Raw genomic sequence first — 18,735 nt, 5'->3', positions numbered from 1 at the left:
AATATACGAACGTTATTTTTACGAAATTTGAGTCAAGATAACTAGATTATATGAAAAAAATGATGAAAAGTTAACGTTTGTCAATCGTTTCCCTTCTATTAATTTGATAGCATCTTTGGTACCGCGGTCCCGACCGGGAATGTGGTTGATCAGGCGCTGAAGAATAGGGAGGAGATTATGATCAAGCGTTCAGGGAAAATCCTGCTATGTATAGCTTTGCTGTTGATGCAGATGGATTGGGTATTCGGATACCGGCAAGCCTTCGCGGCCACCGCGGTTGCGCCGAAGCTTGTTGCCGGTTACTATCACACCGTTTCGCTCGTAAGCAGCGGTGAAGTTTACTCATGGGGGTACGGGGACAGGGGGCAGCTGGGTGATGGCACCTGGAATACCCGGACGACTCCGGTCATGGCGAAGAATTTGAACCATGTCATTGACATTCACTCCGGCGTCCGCAGCTCCATGGCGCTAAGGCAGGACGGAACGGTATGGACTTGGGGGGCAAACGAGAACGGACAGTTAGGAATTGGAACGATAACGAATGTGAACGCTCCCGTGCAAGTTGCGGGTTTAAGCGGGATCAAGGCCATCTCGGGCGGACTGGGCTATCACGGCATGGCGCTTTCCGAGAACGGCACCGTATGGACTTGGGGGAAAAACGACAACGGCGAGCTGGGCAATGGAACGACGATACAACAAAACGCTCCGGTTATGGTGACCGGTCTAAGCGATGTGAAGGCGATTGCGGCTGGGGGATACTACAGTCTTGCGCTGAAATCGGACGGTACCGTATGGGCCTGGGGCGTGAACGGAAGCGGGGAGCTTGGCGACGGGACGACGACGGACCGATACGTTCCGGTGCAGGTTGACGGGCTGACGGACGTCATTGCGATCGCTGCCGGGGGTTCCCACAGTTTGGCCGTTAAACAAGACGGTACCGTATGGGCCTGGGGAAGCAACACGTACGGCACGCTTGGGGACGGTACGAGAACGCACCGGACGAGACCGGTGCAGGTTCGAAACCTGCAGCATATCGTAGCCGTTGCGGGAGGAGGTTATCACAGCCTTGCAGTGGACCGGGCAGGAAATGTATGGAGCTGGGGGGATAACAGTCGAAAGCAGCTTGGCCTGAGTTCGACTGTTTCCAGCCTCATTCCGGTCCTTGTGCCGGGGATCGAGCATGTACGCGAGATTTCCGCCGGCGGCTTTCATAGTGTGGCCATGAAGAAGGATGGAACCGTCTGGGGATGGGGCTTGAATTCCGGAGGCCAGATCGGAGACGGCACATACAACAATACCAGGGATATTCCTACCCTGACGAAGGCCGTGCTGGATACCACGGCGCCGGATATCGGCAGCGGGATGCTGAATCCGTACAGCATCACGGCCGACTCGGTTGGATTGGAATGGCCCAGAGCCTCGGACAATATGACGGAGCAGCACGAGCTGCAATATCTGTTATATCTATCCGGCAGCCCGAACGTCGGGGATGTCAGTCAAATGGAGAGGAACGGAATGCCGGTCGGAAGCTACACGGCGGATCAAACCGGACTTGTGGTCAACGGACTTACGGAAGGCACGGATTTTTATTTTAACGTCATTGCCAAAGATGCCGTGGGCAGGAAAAGCGCATACCGCATGCTGAAGGTGACAACCAAATGGCCGCAAATCTACTCGTTAACCTATGACGGCAATGGACATACCGCAGGGAATGTTCCGGTAAGCAGCGGTTTGTTTGCCAGAGGCGACGAAACGGTTGTGGCGGGCAATACAGGCCAACTGGGCAAGGATGGATCTACCTTCGTCGGCTGGAATACGGAGGCCGACGGAAGCGGGATCGATTATCCGGCCGGCGGCAAGCTTACCTTCGGTACGCAGGATGTCACGCTGTATGCCAAATGGAACAAGAACCCGGCTCCGATCGAACTTACGGCGGTATCGTATATGCCGGCTCATCAATCTGTCGGCGTGGAAAGAGATGCGACCTTGCGGGTTGTCTTTAATGAAGACGTGACGGTTGTGTCCGGTAAATCGATTACGATTAGGCAAGCTTCGGATCAGCGCGTTGTGGAGAGCATCGATGCAGCCGATGCAGGTAAAGTAGCGGTACTCGGGAATGCGGTGACCCTAGACCCGTCGACTGGCTTCGACTATGGAACGACCTATTATGTCGAGATCGAGTCCGGGGCTTTTACCGGTAACCATTCGGGCACCTATTTCACCGGAATTCAAGGAGCTGATACCTGGAGCTTTACGGTCAGGGAACCTGCTGCCCCGGCGTATGACGCCACCTTGCAAGCATTGGGGCTGAATTCACCTGGAGGGGAAGTCGGTCTGAGCCCTGAATTCAATAGATATCACTACGATTACAAGGCACAGGTAGCCAACGAAAATGATCGCCTCACGGTGACTGCCCAGGTGTATGACGCCCGTGTGCAGGTAACGGTCAGCGTGTACGGGGAAGCCGGGGATTTGGAAGTGGGGCCGATCGATATCCTCTCCGGTCAGGAGAGCCCGGAATTGCCGGTTTCCGTCGGCAACCATGTCATCGAGATCGTTGTGACAGCCCCGGATGGCCAGCACCTGAAATACAGATTGATGGTGACAAGAGCGTCATCAACCGGAGGTGGAACGCCTGAAGAACCAGGGGGAGGTTCGTCTCCTGGAGGTACTGGATCCGGCTCGGGATACGCTAATTCAGGTTCATCAGGCAGTGCGACGCCATCAGAGAATAGGGTGAATGTCAGAGTTACGCTAAACGATGAATCTCAGGAAGGGATGGTTACAGGCTTGTTCCATGAGACCGATGGACATACCGTCGTTTCGATGAAGCTGGATACGGCAAAACTGGAAGCCCGTTTAAAGACCGTGGACTACAATCCGGTCATCGTTATTGCGCTTGCACAGCCTGCAGATCATGTCTCCCTGGAAATAAACGGTGCTGCAATTGACCTTCTTGACGCTAAGCAGGGCACCATTGAAATCCGATCCGTTCTCGGTACCTACCATGTTCCTGCTGCCGTGATGGCGTCATCGCGCTGGCAGAAGTCGGGAAGTCTGGATCAGCCGATAGCGGCGGATCAAATGTCGGTGATACTGACGATGGCTGCCAGCGATGCAGTTAAGGTAAGGGCCGCTCAGCAGGCCGCGCTGCAATCGGGCATAACCCTTGTCGGTTTGCCAGTCGATTTTGAGATTACAGCTAAGGTTCATGACATATCCCTGCAATTAAATCCGTTTCCACAATATGTGGAGCACCGAATTTCTTGGCCACAGGGACTGTCTGCCCCAATGAATACAGCTGTTGGGTTGGATAAGAACGGAGTTTTCTATCATATACCGACGCGAATAGAGATGAAGAAGGATGGAAGCAGCGAGGCCGTTCTGCACCGTCTAGCTGCTGGAACCGTTGCTTTCATATCTCATCAAGCGAGCGCTGCCGATGTTTCGTTTCATTGGTCCAAGGATGCCGTGAACGATCTTGCTTCGCGAATGATCCTTAACGGAAACGGACTTGTCGACGCTGCGGCAGGCACAAGTACGAATCAGTCTGCGGCGCTTCATTTCGCGCCGAATGCTCAAGTGAACCGTGCGGAGTTTGCTGCCATGATCGTGAGGGCACTCGGTTTGCCTGAGGCGAAGGGCGAAATCCCTGCTTTTCAGGATGTCAGCGCAGGCGACTGGTATAGCGGCGTCATTGCACAAGCCGTGCAGTATGAGTTTCTTCAGGGATATGAGGACGGCTGTTTCCGTCCAGATCAAGGCATTACGCGTCAAGAGGCCATGGCGGTCATGGCGAGAGTGATGAAGCTGGCAGGAATAACGAGTGCCGTGAATGAGATGGAAGCAGCAACCGTCCTTTCCTCTTTCCGAGACCGTGAGGACTTGTCCGATTGGGCCAAACCGGCTGCGGCAGTCCTTGTGAAACAAGGAATTGCCCAAGGAACCGACGCGGGGCTTAAGCCGCTGCAAAAGCTGTCCCGAGGCGAGGCCGCCGTCATGCTGCAGCGGTTATTGAAGGCCGCAGAGCTGATCGATTGATACTAAACACAGATTGGCTGGGTTGATGGATGCAGGTTCGAGGAACAACGTCTATACTTTTCATTTAAATAGAAATCAAGCATTAGAAGGATGCCGTCAGGCATCCTTTTTCGCAGGTGTGTTTGGAGGATAGCGAGAATTTGAAATAATGCGTCTCCTGCCAAACTAACAGGCAGCGGTACGCTTGGCGCCTATGACGAACTCTCAATTCAATGAGAGATCCGGGAGCTGACAAGACGAACCTGGGGATCTCGATGGTGGAGCGAATCATGAGGTTAAACTGTTACCTGATGGGACAGATAGGGCTTTCTACTGCCTTAGCAAAGAAGCACTGGGCCTGCTTTGGAAAAGTGGATACGCCAAAGACAACGGATGTGTCTATGGAAGCAGTAGAAAATTACGTGAACTCGTATCAGTGAACTCCGAGCCTTGGGAGTACTGCCTGTTTTGTGATGGCCAATTTCCGCAGAGATGCATGGAAATGTCCTGGAAAATGAACAACTCCCTTCCGACTTCCTAAAGTAAAAGGGTCTGCAATCTCGTTATTTATTTGGAACTTGGTTGAAATTTTGGAACAGTCAGAAACTTAAAGGAATAAAAATTGCAAACTCCTCTGTCTTGTCTTACCAACGTAACAACATCACCATCAAGCTAATTTAAGAAATTCGATAACAATTCGTGTTCTTGGATTATGAGATAAATTTCACAAGCGAATGATACTTCCCAACGGAGAAGCTTGCGTTAAGTGTATATCCATATATTCACTTATCTATTGAAAAGTCAATCATATTTTCTAATCCAAAGTGTTACTTTAAACCTGATATCTGAAGTAGTATAATAATCCTAGTAATAAATGACTAGTAAATATAGGGGGATTTTCCTTCTTTAACAACTGAAAGGGGAGGCTCTATTGTCTGAAGCTAACAAAACCTATAGAATCCTTTCTATTGATGGTGGGGGAATTAAAGGGCTTTACTCGGCTACGGTTATAGAAAAATTGGAAGAGCGATATGGTCCATTATGGAAACATTTCAACCTAATTTGTGGAACATCTACTGGCGGCATAATTGCTTTAGCTGTGGCCTCGGGAGTCCCAGCTAAGACGATTGTTCAATTCTATAAGGAAGCAGGACCTAAAATATTTCATTACAAAAGCAATTTTTCGCACTCTTTGAGACGATTTAAACACGTTATAGCTACAACAAAATACGATAACAAAGAGCTGAAACTAGCTTTAGAACGTGTTTTTGAGGAACGTACTATAGGCGATTGTCACACTAACGTACTGATCCCCAGCGTTAACATGACCAAAGGTAGAGCACGCATTTTTAAATCAGATCATGTCCCTACATTAACCAAAGACAATCAAAAGCGACTAGTCGATGTTGCTCTAGCCACATCTGCTGCTCCTATGTTTCTCCCTATCACCTCATTTGAAACGGAAGATGGCATGGAAGAATTCGTAGATGGAGGACTGGTTGCTAACAATCCATCTTTATTCGGTATCCAAGAATACATAAGGTACTATAAAGACAAGGGAGAATATGATGATTTCTCTCTGCTCTCATTATCTACCTTGCATGACAATGTGAAATTCGAATTAGGTAAAATGAAAAGACGGCCTCCTTTTATTAAATGGAAAGATAAGCTATTTAGTTTGATGATGGACACTCAAAGTGAATCGGTTCATTATCACATTCTCTTTTTACTGGAATCGATAAAAGGGAAGTATCTCCGAATTCCAAGCCTTCCTTTAACGAAAGCCGAAAAGAGACACATTGATTTGGACAAGGCGTATCCAAAAGCAATCTCGATACTCTCCGAGAAAGGAGAAGAAGTGTTCAATAAGTACAAAGAGGAGCAAGAACTTATCAATTTTTTTGTCAAAACTACTAAGGAGGAGCCTATTTATGTCTGATTGTCATGATCTATTCATTTCTTTTCACGATCATATTTACCTTTCCCAAGATGAGAAAAATCAACTACGTAAGTCTCGAAATGCTCTTCGTCAAAAAATTAGAAAGCATTTCACGGAGACACTCGGATTTAAAGAGCCTCTTTTTTATGGTCAAGGCTCGTATTCTATGAACACCACCATAGTACCAATTAATGGTGAGTTTGATATTGACGATGGTGTGTATCTGGAACATTTGAAAGATAAAGATGAAGATGATTGGAACTCACCATCAAAGGTACATCAATGGATTGTAGATGCCGTTGATGGTCATACCGATACTCCTCCTGAAGATAAGCTTACTTGTGTACGTGTTATTTATAAAAACGAGTATCATATAGATTTTCCTATTTATGTAAAGAGAAAAGATGAACATCCTAAGCTTGCCCACCGATCCAAGGGATGGATCGACAGTGATCCAAAGCTACTAACTGAATGGTTTAATGGGGAAGTGAGCGACAAGGGGAATCAGCTAAAGCGTATTGTACGGTACTTGAAAGCATGGAAGGATAAGAAAGAAGGGGAGGTTAAGATGCCTAGTGGGATGTTCCTGACCATCTTAGCCGCAAATGACTTTGAAGCCAACGAACGAGACGATATAGCACTTGTTGAAACTGCTAAGCGAATTTATGATACGTTAAATGATGATTATAAATTGGTTCGGCCAGTATTCCCGGGAGAAGATCTTTTTGAAGATTGGTCGGTTACACGTAGGGATAATTTCCTAAATAAGCTGAATGACCTTATTCAAAAGGGGAACGCTGCCGTCGCCCATAGCAAGAAGTCCGAATCTTCCGAAAAATGGATTAAAGTATTTGGTGACCGCTTCCCTGAATACGATGGTGACGATACCGATTCTGAACAGAACTCTGTCGTGATCAAATCCTCAATTCCACCGATACTTGGCAATCATGGTCGCTCGGCCTAACTTAAAAGAATACTACGATGGGGTGCTGGAACAGGCCGCACTCCATCTCAAACATACTCATGAAGCGGTGGAGGTTCCTTCTCCTTATAAGGATAATCCTAAATATGTGAAGTTTTTGCAAATTGAAAAAGTTATTGAAATTAAATGCTTTACATTCATTTTATGTTTACCTTTTAATTTTCCTGATGAGTTTCCCAGTGTCTTTATTATGGATCCCTTATTTTCTGAGTTGTTTCCTATCCCTCATTTAGATCGCTTTCAGGAATTGTGTTTATTCGATAAAAACGAAGCCCATCCAAACGCAGAACAGCCAATAGAGCTCCTCGATGCAGTGATTGAGCGGTCCTTCTTTTTACTCAATGAAGGCTTCACACAACAGAATGATACTGATTTTATCGATGAATTTGAGAGCTATTGGGTGCAAGAAACCAAACATAAGATTTATTCTTTGATTTCCCCAGATGGTCTCTCGAAAGAAATCTATTGGCTTCATTTCCGAAAAAATGATGATGAACTTTCGTTGGTTTCAGAGTCTCTTGAGGAAGGGCAACGATGGATTTCTCAATTCGATGGAAAGATGCAAGGTAAGGCTACCAAAGCGTGGTTTCAGCCTCTATCTTCTTTAGGAAAGCCCCCGTTTCCAACCAATAATCGAGAAATGTACAGACGACTTATCGAATATGGAAAAATAACCATTAAGGATTTAACATCATTCCTAAATCGTTACGCACGACCTTCACTCATTGTTTTTTCAATTCCATATCGAAATGGCTATATAATGGGAGCTTGGACACACGCTAAGAACTCTAAATTTCGGACAACAGTCTTTCGAGGAAAACATAGACTACAAGATTCATTAAATGGATTTCGACCAGGCAAAAGGCATGCCCAACTTGAATTAAATCGCGATTATGGTGAATTAGCGATTGATAAATACTTCGTAGAACGCGTTGACGCGAAACGTTTGTTCAATCGAGGCGGGGATGGATTAACTTACCATAATCCTAGTATCGCCATGATTGGTTGCGGATCAATTGGTAGTCACCTTAGTCAAGCTTTAGTCGAGACCGGTGTCAGGCGAGTATTGCTTATAGATCCAGATCGGTTGAATTTCGAGAATATAGCTCGTCATAGCTGTGGTGCTTCATACGTTGGAAAAAATAAAGCTCACGCTTTAAAACATTCGCTTGGACAACACTTTCCCCATCTTGATATCACTGTCAGAAAACAGGATATCTTGCACACATTGATTAAAGAAACCAGTCTCTTGAATTCTTTTGATCTTTCTATCGTTGCATTGGGGTCTTATGCAATCGAACACCGACTTAGTATTCTTCTGCGAGAGGGTATTATAAGCACTACGATGTTATTCGTATGGGTTGAACCGTACGTTGCAGGCGGTCATGCCATCTATGCTGATCCCTCTTATCCTGGTTGTTTTAATTGTTTATTTGATGCTAATCGCAGGTACCCAAGAAGCGTACTATATGATACGAGTCAGTATTCTAAAAGAGAAGCTGGGTGCCAGAGTTCTTATACTCCTTATGGCGTGGCCGATTTAAAACGATTTATTTATGACCTTAACATTTTCATAGACGACATTCGAGCAAATAAAGTCCAAAAGAATATGGTTTACACATGGGTAGGAAATGTAAAAGTTCAACAAGAGCAGGGAAGAAAGATCGCAAGTAGATGGAAAAATACCCCATCCTATTCAGCATGGCGAGTACCGATTGAAGAAATCGGTTTATGCGATAAATGTGAACCATGAAGTATGGGTTTGGAAACTATCGATTGACCTTCACACCGGAAGTGGTTAAGATTTTCCTTTCTTATCGACAAGTCAAAAAGGAACAACCGGAGTCTGGTGGAATTTTACTAGGTCGTATTTATGGAGACGGTAGGATTGTCATTGATCAAATCACGACACCCAGCAATGAAGATAGGTCAGGACGTCACTTTTTTGACCGAAATGTTGAACGTGCTCAGAGGATTGTTAAGGAAGCTTGGAAACAATCGTGTGGGGAAGTTCGTTATCTTGGTGAATGGCATACACACCCTGAAGCAAATCCTATACCCTCTTTGACTGACCGTAAATTGATTATAGGTATGATGGAAGACTCAATTTTGGATCATAAGTTCTTATTTATGGTCATTATCGGCTTGAGGGATAATTATGTTGGAGTAAGTTGCAGAGGTGAAAAACATATAACTCAGTTGTTACCTTTCTAACACGATATTAATTCCTTGAATGATTGCTAGATAATGAAAAAGAACTTAAATCTTAAATAATTTTGAAGGACAATAATGGCAAAGTCAGGAATGGAGATTAAAATGAACACGAGTATGATAAATAAAACTATAAAGGTATCTATATTACTATATGTCATTGTTTTTTTTATTTGTCTGTATTTTTTTGAAGGTAATTTCCTCAAATCAATAAGCCCAGCCCTAACGGTTGTTAGTATACTTTGGATATTATATTTCAAGTTCGCTTGGTCTCTACCTGTGTTTAATTTACTATTTAAAGTGCCTAATCTAAATGGTACATGGGTAGGAACACTTAAAAGTGACTGGTTGGATGAGAATGGTAAAAGTGTTGACGATATCGAGTTTTATATTGTTATAAAACAACAATTTTTGAATCTTCATATTAAAACATTTACAGAGAACTATTGCGGTAAATCTTATATAGAAAAATTAGAATTTAAAGAAAAAGAAGATGAGGTTATTTTAGCATATTTTTATTGTTCCGATCTGTTAAGTAATGAAGAAGACTTAAGGCAAGGTGTATCAGAATTAAGAGTAATTAGAGATGAATCGGCTTTTTTGCATGGTAAATACTGGACCAGAAATAAAACCTCAGGAATAATAAGTTTATGTCACTTTAAAGATAGGCACTATTCAACATTCGAGCAAATAAAGAATCATGTAGCTCATGGAGGAAATATACATGTATAGATACTATATTAGATTTGATGCTGATAATATTGGAGATAAAATTGAATATAATTTATTATGCGGTGATCTGATTAAAGCCCAAGAGGTCCATGAAACGATTCAAGAATCAATTAAAATTATAAAAAATAAAATCACTAGTAGCAGCAAGTACGTATTACTAATGAGTGGTTGCGATGATATATTAATTGGTACCAACATCACAAATATTGCCGAAATAGAAGAATTCACTAATAATATAAGATTTTCATTCCAGAATTCGAGTAATGAAACACTAAGTGCAGGAATAGGGGAAACGATTGTAGATTGCTTGGTAAACTTGAGGAAAGCAAAGACCGCAGGTAAAAATGTCACCATAAAATAAAAAGGTTAAAATTCTCAACAATAGACCGGCAAGTATTTATCGATATGTCTCTGACGTTTCGAATGTGAACAGGATTCTAAAGTGGATTTCTGCTCTTAATTTCAAACAGATTGTAGATTCGCTTAAGGATGCTTAGTAATATGAGGTGCCACATATCGTTCTTAGAAATATAATTTACTTTGGCAGATCGACTGTAACTTAATTTCCTGATCTCACTAATATCTTAAAAGGTATGGATTAAGGAATACCCCGTAACGCTGTCACCGGAAAGTTGGTCGATACTCTCAATTAGCGCCACTATCGCTAGGATGTGACGAATAATCGCGTCACCTTAGAAGGGGATAACGATGGTGTTTTTATCTTCATACTCAATCAAAATAACGAACTTACTGAAGAGTTTATTACGTTCTGAGTTAAATCAAGCGAAGAAGGAGCTGCGCTAATCGCGTCAGCTCTATTTATTTTACAAAGGGGGCAATAGAAGATGTTAGCTGACAACCTGAAGGGCATAGCGGTTCATTTTTAGAATGAGGAGATGGGAACAATCTGAGATAAAGGGTAAGCCATACATCTTATAATCAGAGAAAAAGTCACAAAGAAGCAGACTGAGACAAAACCTATTAGCTGAAATATTTTCCGAATTCGGATAATTTGGAATCACCAAATCAATCTCGGGGAAGTTGGTTTAAACAGTGTTTATATAAAAGATTGACAGACGATGAAGTATCGAGGAAGTAGTTGTATGATTCATCGCTTATTCTAAACTAGTCAATTCTAGTCATTTACATAGAGATTTCATCTTGCAAATTCCGAACATTATCGACATTTGGATAAGGTAATGTTCTGTGATATCTGCAGTTTTCCACCAAATTTTTGCTAAAAAACACATTAAACTACATAAAACGCTAAAATTTTTGTTTTGACATCTGCTTGTCTATACCATAGGATAATAGTATAAAAAAGTGCTCATCTAGGAGGATAAGGTCAGGAAATGAAAAAGACATGGTCAATTCTATTAACACTCGTATTATCCGTTGGATTGCTTGCAGGTTGCGGCAATGATGATAAGTCTACTGACAGTGGTGCAGCTAATGGCGGTTCGAATGGATCTCAAGATAAGAAACGCATTGCACTTGTTCTCCCTGAGAAGATCGGCGTGAATCCTTTCTTTGCATTGATGGACGAAGGATTGCAGAAGGCTGCTGCTGATTTCAATGTTGAAGTGAAAACAATTGAATCGACAGACCCGGCTTCGATTGAGCAAAACCTGCGTACGGCGGTTGCCGAAAAATATGATTTGATCATCACATCCACCTTCCAGATGGAAGATGCATTGAAGAAGGTTGCACCGGAGAATCCGGACGTGCCTTTTGCCATTATCGATACGGTCGTGGATTTGCCGAATGTCCGCAGCGTCGTATTCCGTGAACATGAAGCAGCTTACCTGCTTGGTGCAGCAGCTGGATTGGCTACGAAGACCAACAAGGTTGGCAACGTGGTTGCAGACGACATTCCGATTATGCATAAATATATGACCGGCTTTGCAGAAGGTGCAAAATCGGTAAACCCTAACGTTGAAATTTTCGTTAACTACGTCGGCGGTTTCACAGATCCGGCTAAAGCGAAGGAACTCGCACTCCTGCAGAACTCCAAAGGTGCCGATTTCGTTGCAGGCCTTTCCGCTGTTGGTGATTTGGGCGTATTCGAAGCCGCGAAAGAGAAAGGCTTCTACGCTTCAGGACAAGATACGGATAACACGGGCACGGATCCCGAGCACGTTGTGCTTGCACAATTGAAAGGGACAGACGCTGTTGTCTACGAAACGGTTAAAGACTTTGCAGAAGACAAATACTCATTCGATATTCGTGATTACGGTCTGAAAGAAGGTGGCGTGGGTCTTACCTACGTAACCCATGAGAGCAAAACACCGCTTAACCCATTTATTGGACAAGACATCGTAGATCAGCTTAAGGTGATTTCCGACGATATTATCGCCGGAAAGATTAAAGTAACGAACGCATTGGAACAAAATTAGTTCTCACCTGGACCGGCTGCACATGAGCAGTCGGTCTTTCATTCAGAAGCGAAAGGAAGGCAATGACTCGATGCTACTCCAGATGGACAATATTACGAAAAAGTATGGCGAGTTTAGCGCAAACCGCGGCATTGATTTTTCGCTGCGCGCGGGTGAGGTTCATGCGATTGTCGGGGAAAACGGTGCAGGCAAAACAACGCTGATGCGGATATTGTACGGGATGGAGCAGCCAACCTCGGGTAAGATTCGGCTGAATGGCAAGGAAGTTTCGTTTGCAAGCCCGCTTGACGCGATTCAAGGCGGCATCGGCATGGTGCACCAGCACTTCATGCTGTTTCCTACGTTTACGATCGCTGAGAATATCGTAATCGGCAATGAGCCGGGATCAGGTGCCGGGTTTGACCGCAAGCAAGCCGTGAAGATCGTGGAAGGACTCTGCGAAAAATACGGCATGAAAGTGGACCCGCGCGCCACCGTTAGCAGCAGCGCCCCCGGCGTGCAGCAGCGGGTTGAAATACTGAAGGTGCTGTATCAGGGCGCCGAGATCATTATATTGGATGAGCCGACGGGCGTGCTGACGCCGCTTGAGGTTCAGGAGCTTCTGGATGCCATTAAACAGCTCTCCAAACAGGGAAAGAGCTTTATTCTGATCAGTCATAAGCTGAACGAGGTCCTTGATGTGGCCGATCGCATCACGGTGCTCCGTGACGGCGCCGTCACAGGCGTAGTCGAGAAGGGAAACACCGATGCCCATGAGCTTTCCCGTCTCATGGTCGGCCGTGAGCTCATGGAGCTAGATCGCAAGCCGATCACGCCGGGTGAGAAGGTGCTGGAAGTATCGGACGTTTCGATCCGCGGAACGAAAGGAAAGCCGGTTCTGGACGGCGTAAACCTGGAAGTGCGGGCAGGCGAGGTTGTCGGGATTGCCGGTATTTCAGGCAACGGGCAATCCGAACTGCTGCAGGTGATCTCCGGTCTGGCTCAGCCGGACAGCGGCCGGATTGCCGTTTCGGGCAAGGACGTAACCGGCATGTCGACAAGGGAAATACGGGAGCACGGATTAGCCCATATTCCGGAGGATCGCTATGTATGGGGTGCTAATCGAACGGCAACCGTGATGGACACCGGGCTTATGGGGCACCACCGCCGCTTGCAGAAGGGCGGCTTCCTTAATCTGAAGGACATTCGTTCGCTGGTTTCCGGATGGGTTCAGAAGTTCTCGATCAAGACCGGATCTCTGGAGACCAGCACGCAATATCTATCCGGCGGCAATCTGCAGAAGCTGATCGTCGCACGGGAACTGGAGCAGGGAACCCCGTTCCTGATCGCTGCCGAACCGACGCGGGGCGTCGACATCGGAGCCATGGAGACAATCCATGGCGAGCTGCTCAAGCGGCGTGAAGAGGGGACGGGAATTCTGCTGGTATCATCGGAATTAACAGAAATTTTGAAGCTGTCCGACCGGGTTCTGGTTATGTTTGAAGGCCGGATCGCGGGCGAGCTGTCGGCGAAGGAAGCGACAGAAGAGAAGTTGGGACTGCTGATGGCGGGAGGAGCCTTGTAATGAATAAATGGACAAAATTTACGCTTCCGCTGCTCCAGCCGATTGCCGCCATCATTGTTGGGCTGCTTGCCGGAGCCATCGCGATCATGATTGCCGGCGGCGATATCCTGCAGACTTACGCGGAGATGTGGAAGGGTGCCTTCGGCGGCATGTATTTCTTTACGAATACGCTGTCCCGGGCGACCCCGATCATTCTGATCGGTCTGGGCGCGGCGTTTGCTTTTCGGGCAGGTTTCTTTAACCTTGGCGCCGAAGGTCAGATGGTGTTTGGCGCACTTTCTGCCGCATTGGTTGGATTGTATATGCCGGGCCCCGGCTGGCTGGTGTGCATCGCTGCCATCCTTGCGGGTGTGATTGCGGGCGGATTATGGTCGGTGATGGCCGGATATTTTGATGCCCGGTTCCGGGTGAACCTGCTGATCTCCACGCTGCTGCTGAACTATGTGGCCGTATTGTTTGCGGGCTATCTGGTCGCCTATCCACTGAAGGACCGCTCGGGCTCCGCTGCGATGGCGCAATCCGAAATGCTGGATAACAGCGTCTGGCTGCCGAAGCTGATCTCCGGCATGCCGCTGCATGTAGGCTTTGTGCTCGCGGTGCTGGCCGCGTTGATTATATTCGTGCTGTTGAAGCGCTCCGTGATCGGTTACGAGGTACGGATGCTTGGCGGCAATCCGCTGTTTGCCCTGTTTGGCGGCGTTAAGCGCGGTCCGATGATGCTTGGCGCGATGTTCTTCAGCGGGGGCTTGGCCGGACTTGGCGGGGCCGTTGAAATTCTGGGCTCCCAGTATCGTTATATCGATGGTGCATTATCTACGGCCGACTATGCCTGGACGGGCATTATGGCTGCATTGTTGGCAGGATCGCATCCGATCGGCACGCTGATTGCATCGATCTTTTTGGCCGCGCTGCAGACAGGCGGTATGGGCGTGGAACGGAATACAGAAGTGCCGCTTGAGGTAGGAGCGATCATCCAATCCGTGCTGATTCTGTTTATTTCCGCCCGATTCACATACAGCTTCCTGAAGCGCAGAAAGGGGAACAAATCCGATGGAACAGCTGTTTGATCTTGCTCTAATCAACTCGGCCCTCCGCGTGCTCACTCCGATCTTGCTTGCGGCCCTCGGCGGTGCCCTGTGTTCGCGCGTCGGATTGTTCAACGTCGGTTTGGAAGGCTTTATGCTGCTGGGCGCTTTTTCCGCCGTGGTGGGGAACCACTTCTTCGGCAACGTCTTTTATGCGATTTTGTTCGCGATTGCGATTGTTTCGATTTTCTCTTTTATCTTTGCGTATCTCAGCATTAATCTGCAGGCGAACGTCATTGTGGTCGGTATCGCGATGAATGCGTTGGCGGCCGGATTGACCACGTTTAGCTTACGGGCTATTTTTGATGTAAAAGGTGCATTTTATGACAATACGATGGTCGGGCTGCCAAAATGGAACATTCCGATTATCGAGGATATTCCGGTGATCGGTCCGATACTGGCCGGCCTGACGCCGCTTGTCTATCTGTCGTTTTTGATTGCGGGCCTCATGTGGTATTATTTCTATCGCACGAAGAATGGCTTCCGGTTCCTGGCTGCCGGCGAGAATCCACTCGCTGCCAAAAGCGTGGGCATCCGTGTGAGACGGTACCAGTATGGAGCCGTGCTGGCGAGCGGCGTGTTATGTGCGCTTGCTGGCGCGCAGCTGTCGCTTGGACAGGTGACGATGTTTACGGAAGGCATGACGGCCGGACGCGGCTTTATCGCGCTCGTAGCGACGATGCTGGGTCAATCGGGTCCGCTTGGGGTGACGGCGGCAAGCCTGCTGTTCGGCTTTATGGATGCGCTCAGCATCCGGTTCCAGGGGCTGGCGCTGCCTACGCATTTCACGCAGATGCTGCCTTATGTCGTCACGATTCTGGCGATGTTCTTCTTTAAGGATAAAAGCTTCCAGCAGGACGCGCTGAAGCAGGGCACAAGCTCCAGATAGGCGCGTATGCCGCGCCGCGACAACCTGTGATGTGATTGAAGTCATCCAGACGATAAGCGGATGCGAAAGCCGACAAAGCGTAAAGGAGATGAACTTGGTGCACAAAAAAGCAGAACGATTGAAAAAAATGAAGCCGGTGGTGGTGGGCAACCTGACCGAGGAGCAGCGTGCCAAGCTGCCGCCGGGGCAGACGCTGACCGAGAAATTCCCGATTTTGCACGAAGGGGAGGTTCCTCATTACGACATGTCGGAATGGACCCTCAAGGTATTCGGCGAAGTCGAAGAAGAACGGACGTTTACCTATGAAGATCTTATGGCGATGCCAACGGTAACCGTGAACACTGACATTCACTGCGTCACCCGCTGGTCCAAGTTCGATACGGTATGGGAGGGAATCCTGTTTCGGGATTTCATAGCGGAGCTGGGGATCAAGCCGGAAGCCAAGTATGTCATGTTTCATGCCGATCCCGATTATGACACGAATGTACCGATCGAGGATTTGCTCCAGGATAACGTGCTGCTGGCCTATCGTTTCAACGGCGAGCCGCTGACGGACAAGCATGGCTGGCCGCTGCGCACGGTTGTGCCGCACCGCTATTTCTGGAAGAGCGCCAAGTGGCTGCGCGGCATCGAGTTTATGAAGGAAGACCGCCCGGGCTTCTGGGAACGCAACGGCTTCCACAATGAAGCGGACCCGTTCAAGGAAGAGCGGTTTAGCGGCGAAGCCTTGGATATACCCGAAGACGAATGGACACGTAAGGAGTTTGACTAATATGTTGATGCCTATTTTGCAAGTGAACTCAGAGGATATACCTGAATTTGTGATCGTCTGCGGCGATCCGAAACGCGCGGAGACGATTTCCCGTAAGCTCGCAGATGCACGCGAACTCGCATTCAGCCGCGAGTACCGCACCTTCGTGGGGACGTATGAAGGCGTTGAGCTGGCGGTAACCAGCCACGGAGTTGGATGCCCGGGAGCTGCGGTTTGCTTCGAGGAGCTGATTCGCGCGGGCGCTAAGACATTGATTCGCGTCGGGACGGCCGGGTCTTATCGTGCGGACACCCCTGCGGGGAGCCTTGTCGTCAGCACCGCGGCGATCCGTACGGACGGCCTGACGAAGCAGCTGGTGCCGGACGGCTTTCCTGCGGTTGCGGACAGCCAGGTGGCGGAGGCGCTGTACGAATCCGCCCTCGCGAGCGGTGATGGCGTGGTGCGCAAGGGGATTACCGTAACCCTGGACGTGTTCTTTAACGGTGTTGAGGAAGTGCCGCACCAGAAATATAAAGCAGCGGGCGCGCTCGGCGTCGAGATGGAAATTGCGGCGCTGTACGTCGTTGCGGCGATCCGCGGCGTTCGCGCCGGCGCGATTGTGGCGATGGACGGCTTTGCCGACGCCGATCTCGCGGCCGAGTACGACCCGAACACGAATGTGGTCGCCGACGCGGTGGAACGCGAGATTAACACGGCCCTACAGGCTGTGGTGAAACTGGCGAAGCAGGGTTAGTAAGGGCAAGAAAGCCGGATTTCCTGAGAGCAAGCTGCAGGAAATCCGGCTTTCTTGTTTTAGTATGATGAATCTGGGGAAGTACTAGAGACTTGCAGCAGCAACTCCAGCAGTGCCTATCGTTATTGCTTTGGCGGCTGGACCGTGAAGAAGGGAACCTTTTCGATTCCGACGGCCCGCACGTAAGTGAATAATTGCCCTTTATGGTGGATTTCGTGATCGACCATGTTGCCCAGCCACACTTTTCCCGGGACAACGAACCCGTTAAATTCCAGCGGCTGCTCGAGCTGGCTGTCGGACAATTCAGCAAAAACCGCCGTAGACGATTCGGTTGAAGCTTGCACGATATTTCTAATGTCATCGATGGTTTCGAACTGGGTGGAAATCGAAGGCGGAGAGAATGAGCCTTTTGCAATGGAGCGCAGGAACATATCCGAGGACGCCGCAATATGAACAGCTAATACGCCTAAGGTATAGGCGTTATCCCACGGTTTATAATTCAGATGCTCGTTCTGTACGTCCTGCAGCAGTTGAAGCAAGACCGTACGGTGTCTATCCCATCGTTCGAATTGCTGTTGACCTTCATGACTCATGATTCATCCTCCTTGATCGATTGCAGAATAAGTCTTTAACATGCAACCGCCTTATTCGCGGTTCATAAAACAGTTCGATAGGAATTAGCGAATTCCTTCCCTATGCGCAAGCTTATAGCCAGATGTTGAATTCGATAAATTCGGAAAAAAGTAGTTGCAAAAAGAAAGCGGAGCGTATATACTGAGTTTAATTAGTAATTGGTCAATCAATAAATAAATGAAATGAGTGAAGGGAGGGTGGTAGAATGGCTAGAGCGTCGACCTCTGCGAATCGGCGGAATGATATCGTGGCGGCAGCAATCGAAGTGTTTGCAGAGATCGGATATTATCGCGCGACCACGGCTCAGGTAGCCGAACGGGCAGCGATATCCCAGCCTTACGTTTATCGGTTCTTTACCAAGGAGTCGCTGCTCGTGGAGTCGCTGGCAGTTTCCTGGGAGCGCATCGTGAAGGCATTTCAAACGGTGATTAAATCCGCTTCTCCAGAGAATCTGGAGCTGGGTTTGATTCAGGCATACGAAGGAATCGTGCAATCGCATCGCAGCGAGATCCTGCTCCAGATGCAGGCCCAGACGATTCAGGAAGCGCCCATTCGCGAAGCGATGCAGCAGGGAATGAATGAGGTAAAGAATCTTGTGGAGAATGCCTTTGTGCGAGCGGGGTTTGAGGATGCCGATAAGAAAACCTCCGATTTTCTGGCCCGGGGCATGCTGTGCAATGTAGCCATGGCGATGGATATGCCGAATATGATGCCCATCAGATAGAGAATGCCCAGCGCGCTTTGAAGTGCCACACCGCGTACCGCAAAGGTAGTGCGCG

General features: G+C 47.8%; 16 protein-coding genes. 15 read left to right on the top strand and 1 reads right to left on the bottom strand.

The genetic code is table 11. The features are described 5' to 3' along the window. Positions 1-177: 177 nt before the first annotated feature. From ACETK5_RS26015 to ACETK5_RS25950, 14 genes are all read left to right on the top strand, one after another. On the top strand, positions 178-4,041 hold the full coding sequence (locus tag ACETK5_RS26015) for an RCC1 domain-containing protein (RefSeq protein WP_394058719.1): 3,864 nt from the start codon (positions 178-180) through the stop codon (positions 4,039-4,041). A gap of 212 nt (positions 4,042-4,253) precedes the next feature. Then, on the top strand, positions 4,254-4,460 hold the full coding sequence (locus ACETK5_RS26010; protein ID WP_394058717.1) for a hypothetical protein: 207 nt from the start codon (positions 4,254-4,256) through the stop codon (positions 4,458-4,460). Between the two features lie 491 nt (positions 4,461-4,951). Further along, entirely contained in the window at positions 4,952-5,959 is a 1,008-nt protein-coding gene (locus tag ACETK5_RS26005) for a CBASS cGAMP-activated phospholipase (protein ID WP_394058715.1), read from the top strand. Further along, entirely contained in the window at positions 5,952-6,923 is a 972-nt protein-coding gene (locus tag ACETK5_RS26000; RefSeq protein WP_394058713.1) for a CBASS cGAMP synthase, read from the top strand. The genes ACETK5_RS26005 and ACETK5_RS26000 overlap by 8 nt, the downstream gene beginning before the upstream one ends. Further along, a complete protein-coding gene (locus tag ACETK5_RS25995) occupies positions 6,907-8,694 on the top strand; it encodes a ThiF family adenylyltransferase (protein WP_394059096.1) in 1,788 nt (595 codons plus the stop codon). Before ACETK5_RS26000 ends, ACETK5_RS25995 begins: the two co-directional genes overlap by 17 nt. Next, on the top strand, positions 8,691-9,155 hold the full coding sequence (locus tag ACETK5_RS25990) for a Mov34/MPN/PAD-1 family protein (RefSeq protein ID WP_394058712.1): 465 nt from the start codon (positions 8,691-8,693) through the stop codon (positions 9,153-9,155). Before ACETK5_RS25995 ends, ACETK5_RS25990 begins: the two co-directional genes overlap by 4 nt. Positions 9,156-9,269: 114 nt before the next feature. After that, entirely contained in the window at positions 9,270-9,884 is a 615-nt protein-coding gene (locus ACETK5_RS25985) for a Cap15 family cyclic dinucleotide receptor domain-containing protein (RefSeq protein ID WP_394058710.1), read from the top strand. Next, on the top strand, positions 9,877-10,245 hold the full coding sequence (locus ACETK5_RS25980; protein WP_394058708.1) for a mCpol domain-containing protein: 369 nt from the start codon (positions 9,877-9,879) through the stop codon (positions 10,243-10,245). Before ACETK5_RS25985 ends, ACETK5_RS25980 begins: the two co-directional genes overlap by 8 nt. A gap of 991 nt (positions 10,246-11,236) precedes the next feature. After that, positions 11,237-12,280, top strand: a complete 1,044-nt coding sequence (locus ACETK5_RS25975) for a BMP family lipoprotein (RefSeq protein WP_100540535.1) — start codon at positions 11,237-11,239, stop codon at positions 12,278-12,280. A gap of 70 nt (positions 12,281-12,350) precedes the next feature. Continuing rightward, positions 12,351-13,844, top strand: coding sequence for an ABC transporter ATP-binding protein (locus tag ACETK5_RS25970; protein ID WP_394059094.1), 1,494 nt, complete (start codon positions 12,351-12,353; stop codon positions 13,842-13,844). Continuing rightward, on the top strand, positions 13,844-14,911 hold the full coding sequence (locus ACETK5_RS25965; RefSeq protein ID WP_394058705.1) for an ABC transporter permease: 1,068 nt from the start codon (positions 13,844-13,846) through the stop codon (positions 14,909-14,911). The genes ACETK5_RS25970 and ACETK5_RS25965 overlap by 1 nt, the downstream gene beginning before the upstream one ends. Continuing rightward, complete coding sequence (locus ACETK5_RS25960; RefSeq protein ID WP_100540538.1) at positions 14,895-15,818, top strand: ABC transporter permease; 924 nt, start codon at positions 14,895-14,897, stop codon at positions 15,816-15,818. The genes ACETK5_RS25965 and ACETK5_RS25960 overlap by 17 nt, the downstream gene beginning before the upstream one ends. Before the next feature lie 97 nt (positions 15,819-15,915). Beyond that, positions 15,916-16,590, top strand: coding sequence for a sulfite oxidase-like oxidoreductase (locus ACETK5_RS25955; RefSeq protein ID WP_394058704.1), 675 nt, complete (start codon positions 15,916-15,918; stop codon positions 16,588-16,590). Between the two features lies 1 nt (position 16,591). Further along, positions 16,592-17,323, top strand: coding sequence for a nucleoside phosphorylase (locus ACETK5_RS25950; RefSeq protein ID WP_394058702.1), 732 nt, complete (start codon positions 16,592-16,594; stop codon positions 17,321-17,323). A 122-nt stretch (positions 17,324-17,445) separates the two neighbouring features. On the opposite strand, the gene ACETK5_RS25945 is transcribed toward ACETK5_RS25950, so the two are convergent. Continuing rightward, on the bottom strand, positions 17,446-17,916 hold the full coding sequence (locus tag ACETK5_RS25945; protein ID WP_394058700.1) for a DinB family protein: 471 nt from the start codon (positions 17,914-17,916) through the stop codon (positions 17,446-17,448). Between the two features lie 245 nt (positions 17,917-18,161). On the opposite strand from ACETK5_RS25945, the gene ACETK5_RS25940 reads away from it, so the two are divergent. After that, positions 18,162-18,680: a TetR/AcrR family transcriptional regulator gene (locus tag ACETK5_RS25940; protein WP_394058698.1), complete on the top strand. Its 519-nt coding sequence runs from the start codon at positions 18,162-18,164 to the stop codon at positions 18,678-18,680. The last annotated feature ends 55 nt before the right edge of the window (positions 18,681-18,735 follow it).

Origin of the sequence: Paenibacillus ilasis, from assembly GCF_043195395.1 — a bacterium.
GTDB classification, from domain to species: domain Bacteria; phylum Bacillota; class Bacilli; order Paenibacillales; family Paenibacillaceae; genus Paenibacillus_AQ; species Paenibacillus_AQ lautus.
This window is presented reverse-complemented; position numbering and strand designations above follow the sequence as displayed.

Excerpts from the sequence above, each read along its gene's own strand:
- ACETK5_RS25970 (WP_394059094.1), top strand. The coding sequence starts at position 12,351 with ATGCTACTCCAGATGGACAATATTACGAAAAAGTATGGCGAGTTTAGC.
- ACETK5_RS25960 (WP_100540538.1), top strand. The coding sequence starts at position 14,895 with ATGGAACAGCTGTTTGATCTTGCTCTAATCAACTCGGCCCTCCGCGTG.
- ACETK5_RS25990 (WP_394058712.1), top strand. The coding sequence starts at position 8,691 with ATGAAGTATGGGTTTGGAAACTATCGATTGACCTTCACACCGGAAGTG.
- ACETK5_RS25980 (WP_394058708.1), top strand. The coding sequence starts at position 9,877 with ATGTATAGATACTATATTAGATTTGATGCTGATAATATTGGAGATAAA.
- ACETK5_RS26015 (WP_394058719.1), top strand. The coding sequence starts at position 178 with ATGATCAAGCGTTCAGGGAAAATCCTGCTATGTATAGCTTTGCTGTTG.
- ACETK5_RS26000 (WP_394058713.1), top strand. The coding sequence starts at position 5,952 with ATGTCTGATTGTCATGATCTATTCATTTCTTTTCACGATCATATTTAC.
- ACETK5_RS25945 (WP_394058700.1), bottom strand. The coding sequence starts at position 17,916 with ATGAGTCATGAAGGTCAACAGCAATTCGAACGATGGGATAGACACCGT.
- ACETK5_RS25950 (WP_394058702.1), top strand. The coding sequence starts at position 16,592 with ATGTTGATGCCTATTTTGCAAGTGAACTCAGAGGATATACCTGAATTT.
- ACETK5_RS25940 (WP_394058698.1), top strand. The coding sequence starts at position 18,162 with ATGGCTAGAGCGTCGACCTCTGCGAATCGGCGGAATGATATCGTGGCG.
- ACETK5_RS25985 (WP_394058710.1), top strand. The coding sequence starts at position 9,270 with ATGATAAATAAAACTATAAAGGTATCTATATTACTATATGTCATTGTT.
- ACETK5_RS25975 (WP_100540535.1), top strand. The coding sequence starts at position 11,237 with ATGAAAAAGACATGGTCAATTCTATTAACACTCGTATTATCCGTTGGA.
- ACETK5_RS25965 (WP_394058705.1), top strand. The coding sequence starts at position 13,844 with ATGAATAAATGGACAAAATTTACGCTTCCGCTGCTCCAGCCGATTGCC.
- ACETK5_RS26010 (WP_394058717.1), top strand. The coding sequence starts at position 4,254 with ATGAGAGATCCGGGAGCTGACAAGACGAACCTGGGGATCTCGATGGTG.
- ACETK5_RS25995 (WP_394059096.1), top strand. The coding sequence starts at position 6,907 with ATGGTCGCTCGGCCTAACTTAAAAGAATACTACGATGGGGTGCTGGAA.